This is a genomic window from Comamonas serinivorans (assembly GCF_002158865.1).
In the GTDB taxonomy this organism is placed as follows: domain Bacteria; phylum Pseudomonadota; class Gammaproteobacteria; order Burkholderiales; family Burkholderiaceae_C; genus Comamonas_E; species Comamonas_E serinivorans.
In genome coordinates, this window is the sequence record NZ_CP021455.1 from 4,488,849 (window position 1) to 4,500,442 (window position 11,594).

Below are 11,594 nucleotides of genomic sequence, written 5' to 3' on the forward strand. Positions count from 1 at the left end.
ATGGAAAGCACGGGGCCCAGTGCTTTCGACCTTGGCGGCTGGCCACTACCAGCCATGGCGGACGGTCACGCGTTGCACGCGACCCGAACCAAGTGGGCTTCTGCAGTCGGGATCAGAAGACACATGCAAGCAACCCCGGGGCGGTGCTGCTTGCATCTGCACTCTGAAAGCGCAAAAAGGCTGGTGCAATCACCAGCCCGCAAACCTTGCACATGCGCTGGCAAGCCAACGCATGTGCAGTCGATTTACTTGAGTTCAACCTTGGCGCCGGCTTCTTCCAGCTTCTTCTTGGCGGCTTCGGCGTCAGCCTTGGACACGCCTTCCTTGACGTTCTTCGGAGCGCCGTCCACCAGGTCCTTGGCTTCCTTCAGGCCCAGGCCGGTGATTTCGCGCACGGCCTTGATGACCGACACCTTGTTGGCACCGGCTTCAGCCAGCACCACGTTGAATTCGGTCTGCTCAGCAGCAGCGGCAGCACCAGCGCCGGCAGCAGCTGCAGGAGCGGCCATGGCGGCAGCGCTCACGCCGAACTTTTCTTCGATGGCCGAGACCAGGTCGTTCAGCTCCATCACGGTCATGCTGTCGAGTGCGGTCAGGAATGCGTCTTTGTCGAATGCCATTTTGATTACCCTAATACTTGAAAATGTTGAATGACTTCTGGAATGCGATCAGGCAGCGGCGACTTCGCCTTCGCCCTTCTTCGCGGCCAGGGCGCCCAGCACAACGGCCGTGCGCGAGATGGGGGACTTGAGCAGGCCGCACAGTTGCGCGAGCAGCACTTCCTTCGTGGGAATGCTGGCCAGCTTCTTGACGCCATCCGCGTCCAGGGCCTTGCCGCCATACACGCCGGAGCGAATCACCAACTTGTCGTTGGTCTTCGCGAAGTCGGCCACCACACGGGCGGCGGCGACGGCGTCTTCCGAAAAGCCATAGATCAAGGGACCGGTCATTTGGTCCACCGCGACTTCAAAGCTGCTGCCTGCCACGGCACGGCGAGCCAGCGTGTTCTTCAACACGCTGAGCGACACGCCATTGCCACGGGCTTCAGAGCGCAGCTTGGTCATGTCAGCCACGGTGATGCCGCGGTATTCGGCCAACACCAGGGTCTGACTCTTCGCGGCCAGAGCGGTCACTTCACCAATGACCGCTTCTTTTTCACTGCGATTGAGACTCAAGGTCTACTCCTTACAAAGTGCACCAGGCAAGCCCGATGCACGCCTTCATTGCAGCGACCAACCGTTTGGGAACATGACATTCCTTTGCAGCGGGTTCGCCATCTACGCTGGGGGCCACCGCCGTGAGGCGGGCGCATTAAGCCGTGCGGCACCAGCGGTCTTGGATGGCCCGGCAGGGCTTTCGCCCCACCGGCCCACCACCGTGCCTCAGCTCACCTCAGGTGAACCGAGAGCAGGATTTCTTCAAGCCGAGATGCTTTGCGTGTCGACGCGAACGCCCACACCCATGGTGCTCGACACCGCGACCTTGCGCAGGTAGACACCCTTGCTCGATGCCGGCTTGGCCTTGTTCAAGGCTTCGATCAGGGCCACGAGGTTGCCTTGCAGCTTGTCCGATTCGAACGAGCGGCGGCCGATGGTGCCGTGGATGATGCCGGCCTTGTCGACGCGGAACTGCACCTGACCGGCCTTGGCGTTCTTCACGGCCGTGGCCACGTCGGGCGTCACGGTGCCGACCTTGGGGTTGGGCATCAGGCCGCGCGGGCCCAGGATCTGGCCCAGCGTACCGACGACGCGCATGGCGTCCGGTGCGGCGATGACCACGTCGAAGGGCATGTCACCGGCCTTGACCTGAGCGGCCAGGTCGTCCATGCCGACGATGTCGGCGCCAGCGGCCTTGGCTTCTTCAGCCTTGGCACCCTGGGCGAACACGGCCACGCGAGCGGTCTTGCCGGTGCCATTGGGCAGCACCACGGCGCCACGCACGACCTGGTCCGACTTCTTCGCGTCCACGCCCAGCTGGATGGCCACGTCGATGGATTCATCGAATTTGGCGGTGGCAGCGTCCTTCACGATGGACAGGGCGTCGACCAGCGGATACAGCTTGGTCGTCTCGACTTTGCCTTGCAGGGCTTTTTGCTTCTTGGTCAGCTTGGCCATTTACACGCCCTCCACATTCACGCCCATGGAACGAGCCGAACCCGCGATCGTGCGGACTGCGGCATCCAGATCGGCGGCCGTCATGTCCTTCATCTTGGTCTTGGCGATTTCCTCGAGCTGAGCGCGCGTGATCTTGCCGACCTTGTCGGTGTTCGGCTTGGCCGAACCCTTGTCCAGCTTGATCGCCTTCTTGATCAGGACGGCGGCAGGCGGCGTCTTGATGACAAAGGTGAAGCTCTTGTCGGCAAATGCTGTGATCACCACGGGCAGCGGCAGACCGGGTTCCACACCTTGGGTCTGCGCGTTGAACGCCTTGCAGAACTCCATGATGTTCAGACCACGTTGACCCAGGGCGGGACCAATGGGTGGGGATGGGTTGGCCTTACCAGCTGGCACTTGCAGCTTGATGTAGCCGACGATTTTCTTCGCCATGCGATGCTCCTATCGGGTGCAAACGCCTGCGTCAGCAGGCTCCCCGGCGCGACTCATTCAAGGGCTGAGTCGTGAGGCCCAAACAGATATGGGGGTATCAGGCCACTGCCGTCATCATCACAACGGCAATCCACCCATACCCCTCAAAGATCAGGTTTTTTCGACCTGACCAAATTCCAGCTCAACCGGCGTGGCCCGACCAAAAATGGTCACCGACACGCGCAGCTTGCTCTTTTCGTAGTTGACCTCTTCCACCGTGCCATTGAAGTCGGTGAACGGGCCATCGTTGACGCGGACGAATTCGCCAATTTCGAACTCGACCTTGTGGCGCGGCTTGTCCGTGCCTTCTTGCATCTGGTTGACGATCTTCATCACATCGTCTTCCGAGATGGGCACCGGACGGTTGCGGGCGCCGCCTACGAACCCCGTCACCTTGCTGGTGTTCTTCACCAGGTGCCAGGTCTCGTCGTCGAGCACCATCTCCACCAGCACATAGCCCGGGAAGAATTTGCGTTCGGTCGTGCGCTTTTGGCCGTTGCGCATCTCGACCACCTCTTCGGTGGGCACCAGGATGCGGCCAAACTTGCTCTGCATGCCGGCGCGGTTGACCCGCTCCAGGATGTTGCGCTCAACGGCCTTCTCCATGCCTGAATAGGCATGGACCACGTACCACTTCAGGTCACTCGCTGCGGGCTGCTCAGCATTCACCGTCTCATCCACCATGCCTTACCTCCAGCGCAGAATCCAGTCGTAAATCAGCACTTCCAGCGACTTGTCGGTCAGCCACAGGAACAACGCCATCACCACCACGAACACGAACACATAGCCCGTCATCTGGATGGATTCCTGCTTGGTCGGCCAGACCACCTTCTGGACTTCGCGCCACGAGTCGCGGCCAAACGCCACCAGACGCTTGCCCGGTTGCGACACCAGGAACAGCACCACAGCAGCCGCCAGGCCCACGCCCAACGCCAACCAGCGCAGATAACCCGGCTGTGCAGCCAGGACGTAGTAAGCAGCGATTCCAGCCAGGACGAGCACGGCAACGCCAACCAGCTTGGCCTTGTCCGCCCCTGTACTCACTGTTTCGACTTGGGTCGTTGCCATCGAGGCATCCTATCCATGCGGCTTGCCAGCAAACCGATTACGCGACTTCACAAGACACCGAAGCCCGCGGACTGCGGGCTTGGCGACATCCACTATTTGGTAGTGGCAGGGGCAGTAGGAATCGAACCTACAACCTTCGGTTTTGGAGACCGACGCTCTGCCAATTGAGCTATACCCCTAGAACCTCGCTCACTCGATGATCTTGGCAACCACGCCGGCGCCGACGGTGCGGCCACCTTCACGGATGGCGAAACGCAGGCCTTCTTCCATGGCGATGGGGGCGATCAGCTTGACGGTGATCGACACGTTGTCGCCAGGCATCACCATTTCCTTGCCTTCGGGCAGCTCGATCGAGCCGGTCACGTCGGTCGTGCGGAAATAGAACTGGGGACGGTAGTTGTTGAAGAAGGGCGTGTGACGGCCGCCTTCGTCCTTGCTCAGCACGTAGACCTCACCCGTGAAGTGGGTGTGGGGCTTGATGGAGCCGGGCTTGCACAGCACTTGGCCGCGTTCGACTTCTTCGCGCTTGGTGCCGCGCAGCAAGATGCCGACGTTGTCGCCTGCCTGGCCTTGGTCCAGCAGCTTGCGGAACATTTCGACGCCGGTGCAGGTGGTCTTTTGCGTGGGCTTGATGCCGACGATTTCGATTTCTTCGCCGACCTTGACGATGCCGCGCTCGATACGGCCGGTCACCACGGTGCCGCGACCCGAGATCGAGAACACGTCTTCGACGGGCATCAGGAAGGTGCCGTCGATGGCGCGCTCAGGCGTGGGGATGTAGCTGTCCAGGGCGTCGGCCAGGGCCAGAATGGCTTGCTCGCCGAGCTCGCCGGTGTCGCCTTCGAGGGCCAGCTTGGCCGAGCCCTTGATGATGGGGGTGTCGTCGCCGGGGAAGTCGTACTTGGACAGCAGCTCGCGCACTTCCATTTCGACGAGTTCCAGCAGTTCGGCGTCGTCCACCATGTCGGCCTTGTTCAGGAAGACGATGATGTAGGGCACGCCCACCTGACGCGACAGCAGGATGTGTTCGCGGGTCTGGGGCATCGGGCCGTCAGCGGCCGAGCACACCAGGATGGCGCCGTCCATCTGGGCGGCACCGGTGATCATGTTCTTGACGTAGTCGGCGTGGCCGGGGCAGTCCACGTGGGCGTAGTGGCGGTTGGCCGTTTCGTACTCGACGTGGGCGGTGTTGATGGTGATGCCGCGGGCCTTTTCTTCGGGCGCTGCATCGATCTGGTCGTAGGCCTTGGCTTCGCCGCCGAACTTCTTGGACAGCACCGTGGCGATCGCTGCCGTCAGCGTCGTCTTGCCATGGTCCACGTGACCAATCGTGCCCACGTTCACGTGCGGCTTGGAACGCTCAAATTTCTCTTTTGCCATTTTCTCGACTCCGGAAAAAACAAATGATCTACAAAGCCACAGGCCGACAGTTTGCACTGTCGGCCAAATCGTGGTGCCCATGGCGGGAATCGGACCCGCGACCTCTCCCTTACCAAGGGAGTGCTCTACCACTGAGCCACATGGGCGATATTCGACAAATTGTTCGGCCTGCTGGAGCGGGAGACGGGAATCGAACCCGCGTCATTAGCTTGGAAGGCTAAGGTTCTACCATTGAACTACTCCCGCCGACGATGGACTGAACCACCACCTCGGAGCCAATGCATGGACCACCGTCCGATCAACTGCATGACCAACAACTGAAATTCTGGTGGAGAGGGCTGGATTCGAACCAGCGTACTCGCAAGAGGGCAGATTTACAGTCTGCTGCCATTAACCACTCGGCCACCTCTCCACTGAATCCGTGAGTATAGCGTCTTTTTGCCGCTTGTGTCAGCTCCCGCGCATTTTTTTAACTTTTTTCATGCATCGCCCAGTTCACAGGGGTCTGGCCATGCGCACTCAACCACGCATTGGCCTGCTCGAACACCCGGCTGCCCAGGAACGGAGTCGCCCCTCGCGTCGCCGACAACGGCGATGGGTGGTTGCAACACAGGACGCGCTCGGCGTCGCCCTCGATCCGTCCGCGCTTGGCCTGCGCATGGCTTCCCCAGAGCAGGAACACCACATCCAAGGCAGCCAGCCGGTCGATGAGCCGGTCGGTCAGTACCTCCCAGCCCCAGCCGGCGTGGGCAGCCGGCTGGCCCAGTTCCACGGTCAACACGGTGTTGAGCAGCAGGACCCCCTGCGCCGCCCAGCCTTCCAGTTCGCCCACGGGCTTGCGGTCGGTGCGCCAGACGCCCACTTCCTTGAAGATGTTGCGCAGGCTGGGCGGCGGCGTCACCCCAGACTGCACCGAAAACGCCAGGCCGTTGGCCTGCCCGTCTCCGTGATACGGATCCTGCCCCAGGATCACCACCCGCACCGCGTGCCGCGGCGTCAGCCGCAGGGCCCGGAAGGGATCGGGCGGCAACACCGTCACGCCCGCGCGCAGGCGCTCATCCAGGCGGGCACACAGGGCCTGCCCCGTCTCGCCCGCCAGAAAGTCGGTCACATCCTCTTGCCAGCCGGTGCCGGCCAGGTCGTTGGCGCACGTGGACAGCCACGCCAGGGCCGATGGGGAGGATGCAGCCATGTCAGGCAAACAGGGTCGCCAGCGCTTCGCCCGGCTCCGGGGCGCGCATGAAGGCCTCGCCCACCAGGAAGGCGTGCACGCCGTGATCGCGCATCTTCTTCACGTCGTCGCGGGTGGCGATGCCGCTCTCGGTCACCAACAGGCGATCGGCGGGCACCTCGCCCAACATGCGCAGGCTGGCGTCCAGCGACACCTCGAAGGTGCGCAGGTTGCGGTTGTTGATGCCCACCAATGGGGTCTGCAACCGCAGGGCCCGCGCCAGTTCGCGCTCGTCGTGCACCTCCACGAGCACGGCCATGCCCAGGCTGTGCGCAATGGCCTCCAGCTCGGCCATCTGGCCGTCTTCCAGACAGGCCACGATGAGCAGGATGCAATCGGCCCCCATCGCCCGCGACTCATAGATCTGGTAGGGATCGACCATGAAGTCCTTGCGCAGCACCGGCAAGTCGCAGCTGGCGCGGGCCTGCTTCAGGTAGTCCGAGCTGCCCTGGAAGTACTGCCGATCGGTGAGCACCGACAGGCAGGCTGCGCTGAGCTTGCCGTCCCCCATGGCATAGCTCTGCGCGATGTCGGCCGGCATGAAATCGGGGCGGATCACGCCCTTGCTGGGGCTGGCCTTCTTGATCTCGGCGATCACGCCCGCCTGGCCCCGCGCGATCTTGGCCCGCAGGGCACCCACGAAGTCGCGCGTCATCACACGGCTTTCCGCGTCAGCGCGGATGTCGGCCAGCGTCACCTTGTGCTGGGCGGCCGCCACCTCTTCATGCTTGGTGGCCACGATTTTTTCCAGGATGTCAGACACGTCGAACTCGCAAGCTTGGCAAAGAGGCCTATTGTGCCGGCCCCTTGGCCAGGGCGCAGGGCCGGCCGGCGTGCACTCCCCCGTCATGCCCCCGCGCACGACGCGGGCCCGGTTTGTGCCGACAATGCCGGCCAGTGCCGCGGATGCGGCTTCACACCTACACCATCGACTCCACCGCCATGAACCTGCTGTTTGTCGCCGACCCGCTGGAAGGTTTCAAAACCTACAAGGACTCCACCTTCGCCATGATGCGCGAAGCCCAACGGCGCGGCCACCGCATCGCGGCCTGCGACACCCCCGACCTGCGCTGGCAAACCGGCAGCCCGGTGGTGGCCCCCGTGCGCGAGATCGAGCTGACGGGCGACCCGGCGCAGTGGTTCCGGCAGACCGGCCACCCCACGCGCGCCCTGACCGAGTTCGACGCCATCGTCATGCGCAAGGACCCGCCCTTCGATGCGGAATTCATCTACGCCACGCACCTGCTGTCGCAAGCCGAGCGCGAGGGGGCCAAGGTGTTCAACAAGCCCAGCGCGCTGCGCGAGCACCCCGAGAAGCTGGCCATCCTCGAGTTCCCCCAGTTCATCACCCCCACCCTGGTCACGCGCAGCGCACAGGCCATTCGCGACTTCCACGCTCAGCACCAGGACGTCATCCTCAAGCCCCTGGACGGCATGGGCGGCATGGGCATCTTCCGCGTGAAGGCCGACGGCCTGAACCTGGGTTCCATCATCGAAACCCTGAACCAGGACGGCGCCACCACGGTGATGGTGCAGCGCTACCTGCCGCAGATCAGCGAGGGCGACAAACGCGTGCTCGTCATCGCCGGCAAGCCCGTGCCCCATTGCCTGGCGCGCATTCCCCAGGGCAATGAGGTGCGCGGCAACCTGGCAGCCGGGGGCAAGGGCGTGGCCCAACCCCTGTCGGACGCCGACCGCGCCACCGCCGAGGCCATCGGCCCGCTGCTGGCCGCACGCGGCCTGCTGCTGGTGGGCCTGGACATCATCGGCACCAGCATCACCGAGATCAACGTCACCAGCCCGACCTGCTTCCAGGAAATCCACGACCAAACCGGGTGCGACGTGCCCGCCTTGTTCATCGACGCCCTCGAAGCAGCGGCACGCGGTTGATTTCAGACAGCAGAGTATCACCTCATTGCCGTTATCCATTGAACGGCAACAGATCCATACTCCCGCCCACGCATCCACCAGCCTGCTGAAGACTGCGGTGTGCTGCCCCGCGTAGCCTCAGCCGGCATCGCCGGCATAGGCCTCGAGACCGATGGCCACCACGGTCGCCACCTCGTCACCCACGGCGTCGCGGAATTCCGCCTCGGCCTGCGCCACGGCCAGCCGAAAGGCCCGCAGCCAATCCAGGCCCAGCGGCGTGAAGCGGATCAGCCGCGCGCGGGCATCGCGTGGATCCGGCTCGCGCACCACCAAGCCCCAGGCCTCGCATTGATCCACCAGGTCGGCCATGGCCTGTTTGCTCATGCCGGCGGCCTGCGCCAGCTCGGTCAGGCGCGAGCCTTGCAACGCCAGGTGACGCGTGATGTGGATGTGCGCGGCCCCCACCTTGTCGCGCAGTGCCAGGTTGGACAGGGCCAGCGGCGCCTCGGCACTGGCGGCCATCAGCACCAGCACGCGCGCATCAAAGCGCCGCACGGCGTGGCCCAACAGGCGGCCCAGGTGGGTTTCGCGCCAGCGGTCCTGCAGCACCGCCTCGTGCAAGTCCGCCCTGGGTTCGTCGCCCGCCGGCAAAGTGTGGGTCATGGCGTTCTTGTCCCGTGTGGCGGCCCCATGTAGGCCAGTCAAGCCTGAGCTCGCGCGCTTGCGTCCTGCCAGGGCGGTTTTGATCAGTCAGGAAAACTGACCATATTTTGACTTTACCGCATTTACTGGCTTGGGATACAGTGCTGGTCATTCATCCAGTCATTGGGTTGACGACGACCTTCAAGCCTGTCCTGGCCGGGCCCGTCAGCCCACCTTTTTCAGGAGCGCCACCATGAACGCCAAGACCACCCCCGTCGATTCCGACAAAGCCAAGGCCCTGCAAGCCGCCCTGGCCCAGATCGAAAAACAGTTCGGCAAGGGCTCGATCATGAAACTCGGCGAGGGCGAGGCCATCGCCGACATCCAGGTCGTGTCCACGGGCTCGCTGGGCCTGGACATTGCGCTGGGCGTGGGCGGCCTGCCCCGCGGCCGCGTGATCGAAATCTACGGCCCGGAGTCGTCGGGCAAAACCACGCTGACCTTGCAGGCGATCGCCGAGATGCAGAAGCTGGGTGGCACCTGCGCCTTCATCGACGCCGAGCACGCGCTGGACACCAGCTACGCGGAAAAGCTGGGCGTCAACCTGCAGGACATCCTCATCAGCCAGCCCGACACTGGCGAGCAGGCCCTTGAAATCGTCGATTCGCTGGTGCGCTCAGGCGCCGTCGACCTGGTGGTGATCGACTCGGTCGCGGCCCTGACCCCCCGAGCCGAAATCGAAGGCGACATGGGCGACCAGCTGCCGGGCCTGCAGGCCCGCCTGATGAGCCAGGCGCTGCGCAAGCTCACGGCCACGATCAAAAAGACCAACTGCATGGTCATCTTCATCAACCAGATCCGCATGAAGATCGGCGTGATGTTCGGCAGCCCCGAAACCACCACGGGCGGCAACGCGTTGAAGTTCTACGCCTCGGTGCGCCTGGACATCCGTCGCACCGGCACCATCAAGAAGGGCGACAACGCCATTGGCAACGAAACCCGTGTCAAGGTGGTCAAGAACAAGGTCTCGCCGCCCTTCAAGACCGCCGAGTTCGACATCCTGTTCGGCGAAGGCATCTCGCGCCACGGCGAAATCATCGACATGGGCGTGAACGCGCGCATCGTCGAAAAATCTGGCGCCTGGTACGCCTACAACGGCGAAAAAATCGGCCAGGGCCGCGACAACGCGCGCGAATTCCTGCGCGAGAACCCGGACCTGGCCATCGAGATCGAGAACAAGGTGCGCGAGTCCCTGGGCATCGCCCTGCTCCCCACCGATGGCGTGGCCGCCCCGGTGAGCAGCGACGACGAGGTGTGACCCTTGGGCGGCCGCGGCCGCTGGCGATGCGCGCTGCTCGGGCCACGGCTGGGCTGCGTCTGCCGCCCATGGCGGCGCGCGCTGCGTGGTGGCGATGGCGCGGCGCATCTCGCCTGGGGCCGGTGTCAGGCGACGCCCTGGCGAGGCCGGCCGGCCGCCCATCCGACGACGGCGCGGCCAGGCTGATGGCCCAACGCTCGACGGCTTCAGGCCTGATGCCCGTCACCCACCTGATCCCTCCCCACAGCGGCTGGTGCCGTTGGTCCCTCCGACCCACCATGCCCTGATCCAGGCCTTCCGTTCCACGCTCCGATGTCCCCTGCCGCCACGCCCCTCAGCCTCAAAGGCCGCGCCTTGCGCCTGCTCAGCCTGCGCGAGCACTCACGGGCTGAGCTGGCGCAGAAGCTGGCGCGCCACGTGCAAGAAGGTGACGACCTGCAGGCCGTGCTGGACTGGCTGGTGGCCCGGGATTTTCTGAGCGACCAACGGGCGGCCGAGGCACTGGTCCACCGCAAGGCGCCGCGCTACGGCAGTGCGCGCGTGCAGCAGCTCATGCGCCAGCAAGGCGTGCCCGCCGACCTGATCGCGGCCAGCATGGCCGAGCTGCAGGGCAGCGAGCTGGCGCGGGCGCGCGATGTCTGGCAGCGCAAGTTCGGCGAGCGGCCCGATTCGCCCCAGGCCCGCGCCAAGCAGATGCGCTTCATGGTCAGCCGAGGCTTCAGCCCGCAGCTGCTCGATCGCCTCTGGCGCGACGACGAGGCGTGATGCGGGCCTCCGCTGCGCATCTGGTGGCCGGCCACCTGCGGCAGCGTGACATCGCGGATGCATGCCATGGGGTATGAAGGCATTGCCGTTTTGCTGAAAACGGCGATGGATGGATACTGCATCAAGGTCGCGTGATTCAGCGGCACGCAGCGCCCGCGCGCTTGAAGCGGTTGCCCGTCACCGCCAGCGAGCCCAGCGACATCGTTCGACTCGCATTCAAACCACCGTCGGGCAGGACGTGCGCACCGGCCGTGTCCAGCGCACGGGGGTCGCGATGTGGCCGTCGCGGTGTGGCGGCCACGCCCTGCCGCCCTGCGCCAGCGCAGGCCCCCAAGGCCCAGGGCGAGTCGCGGCACAGGGCCGCAGGCCGCGCCGTGGTGGCTCGCGCCACGGCGCTTCCCCCATAATCTCGCGCTGCGAACACGCGGCCGCTGCAAGGCGACCCGCGGTTCGCGTCGATGAGAAGGTGCCTGAACGGGCTGGCCACACGGCCGCGCCCCGCAGGTTAAACGGGAAGCTGGTGCGCGACGGGAACACCTATCGCAAGGCCAGCGCTGCCCCCGCAACGGTAAGCGACACATCCGGTCCGCAGATCGCTGGCTCCGCCAGTCGATGGTCACTGCGCCCTCTGAGGCGTGGGAAGGCGCGGGACCTGGCTGCGCATGGCCCCTGGCCGATGCCAGCTGTCGCAAGCCCGGATACCGGCCTGCTCCCATCGCTTCGGATGCCGCGGGAA

The 11,594-nt window shown here is 64.6% G+C and carries 13 protein-coding genes, 4 tRNA genes and 1 riboswitch; of the genes, 3 read left to right on the top strand and 14 right to left on the bottom strand.

The window, feature by feature from the left end:
- Positions 1-245: 245 nt before the first annotated feature.
- From rplL to trpC, 13 genes are all read right to left on the bottom strand, one after another.
- A complete protein-coding gene (rplL, locus tag CCO03_RS19185) occupies positions 246-620 on the bottom strand; it encodes a 50S ribosomal protein L7/L12 (RefSeq protein WP_087283736.1) in 375 nt (124 codons plus the stop codon).
- A 48-nt stretch (positions 621-668) separates the two neighbouring features.
- Positions 669-1,175, bottom strand: coding sequence for a 50S ribosomal protein L10 (rplJ, locus tag CCO03_RS19190; protein WP_087283738.1), 507 nt, complete (start codon positions 1,173-1,175; stop codon positions 669-671).
- Positions 1,176-1,418: 243 nt separating this feature from the next.
- Positions 1,419-2,114, bottom strand: a complete 696-nt coding sequence (rplA, locus tag CCO03_RS19195; protein ID WP_087283740.1) for a 50S ribosomal protein L1 — start codon at positions 2,112-2,114, stop codon at positions 1,419-1,421.
- Entirely contained in the window at positions 2,115-2,546 is a 432-nt protein-coding gene (gene rplK / locus CCO03_RS19200; RefSeq protein ID WP_087283744.1) for a 50S ribosomal protein L11, read from the bottom strand.
- Between the two features lie 150 nt (positions 2,547-2,696).
- The gene (nusG, locus tag CCO03_RS19205; RefSeq protein WP_087283747.1) at positions 2,697-3,269 is read right to left on the bottom strand and encodes a transcription termination/antitermination protein NusG; all 573 of its coding nucleotides are present in this window, start codon (positions 3,267-3,269) and stop codon (positions 2,697-2,699) included.
- A gap of 3 nt (positions 3,270-3,272) precedes the next feature.
- Positions 3,273-3,653 carry a preprotein translocase subunit SecE gene (secE, locus tag CCO03_RS19210; protein ID WP_087283750.1) on the bottom strand — a complete coding sequence of 127 codons (381 nt, stop codon included), beginning with the start codon at positions 3,651-3,653 and terminating at the stop codon, positions 3,273-3,275.
- Positions 3,654-3,756: 103 nt separating this feature from the next.
- Positions 3,757-3,832, bottom strand: a tRNA-Trp gene (locus CCO03_RS19215).
- 10 nt (positions 3,833-3,842) lie between these two features.
- The gene (gene tuf, locus CCO03_RS19220; RefSeq protein ID WP_087276052.1) at positions 3,843-5,033 is read right to left on the bottom strand and encodes an elongation factor Tu; all 1,191 of its coding nucleotides are present in this window, start codon (positions 5,031-5,033) and stop codon (positions 3,843-3,845) included.
- Between the two features lie 71 nt (positions 5,034-5,104).
- Positions 5,105-5,179: transfer RNA gene (locus CCO03_RS19225), tRNA-Thr, on the bottom strand.
- Positions 5,180-5,205: 26 nt separating this feature from the next.
- Positions 5,206-5,279, bottom strand: a tRNA-Gly gene (locus CCO03_RS19230).
- A gap of 80 nt (positions 5,280-5,359) precedes the next feature.
- Positions 5,360-5,445: transfer RNA gene (locus CCO03_RS19235), tRNA-Tyr, on the bottom strand.
- A 57-nt stretch (positions 5,446-5,502) separates the two neighbouring features.
- Complete coding sequence (locus CCO03_RS19240) at positions 5,503-6,144, bottom strand: uracil-DNA glycosylase (RefSeq protein WP_335583024.1); 642 nt, start codon at positions 6,142-6,144, stop codon at positions 5,503-5,505.
- A gap of 82 nt (positions 6,145-6,226) precedes the next feature.
- Complete coding sequence (gene trpC / locus CCO03_RS19245; RefSeq protein ID WP_087283755.1) at positions 6,227-7,027, bottom strand: indole-3-glycerol phosphate synthase TrpC; 801 nt, start codon at positions 7,025-7,027, stop codon at positions 6,227-6,229.
- Positions 7,028-7,206: 179 nt separating this feature from the next.
- Between trpC and gshB the strand changes: the two genes are divergently transcribed.
- Entirely contained in the window at positions 7,207-8,154 is a 948-nt protein-coding gene (gene gshB, locus CCO03_RS19250) for a glutathione synthase (protein WP_087284951.1), read from the top strand.
- A 117-nt stretch (positions 8,155-8,271) separates the two neighbouring features.
- Here gshB and CCO03_RS19255 read toward each other — a convergent pair whose 3' ends face one another.
- The gene (locus tag CCO03_RS19255; protein WP_087283757.1) at positions 8,272-8,796 is read right to left on the bottom strand and encodes a MarR family winged helix-turn-helix transcriptional regulator; all 525 of its coding nucleotides are present in this window, start codon (positions 8,794-8,796) and stop codon (positions 8,272-8,274) included.
- A 232-nt stretch (positions 8,797-9,028) separates the two neighbouring features.
- Here CCO03_RS19255 and recA point away from each other — a divergent pair, with 232 nt between their 5' ends.
- Together recA and recX are read left to right on the top strand one after the other, a co-directional pair.
- Complete coding sequence (recA, locus tag CCO03_RS19260) at positions 9,029-10,093, top strand: recombinase RecA (RefSeq protein WP_087283761.1); 1,065 nt, start codon at positions 9,029-9,031, stop codon at positions 10,091-10,093.
- 312 nt (positions 10,094-10,405) lie between these two features.
- Entirely contained in the window at positions 10,406-10,858 is a 453-nt protein-coding gene (gene recX / locus CCO03_RS19265) for a recombination regulator RecX (RefSeq protein ID WP_087283764.1), read from the top strand.
- A gap of 447 nt (positions 10,859-11,305) precedes the next feature.
- Positions 11,306-11,582: riboswitch (cobalamin riboswitch) on the top strand.
- Positions 11,583-11,594: the final 12 nt, after the last annotated feature.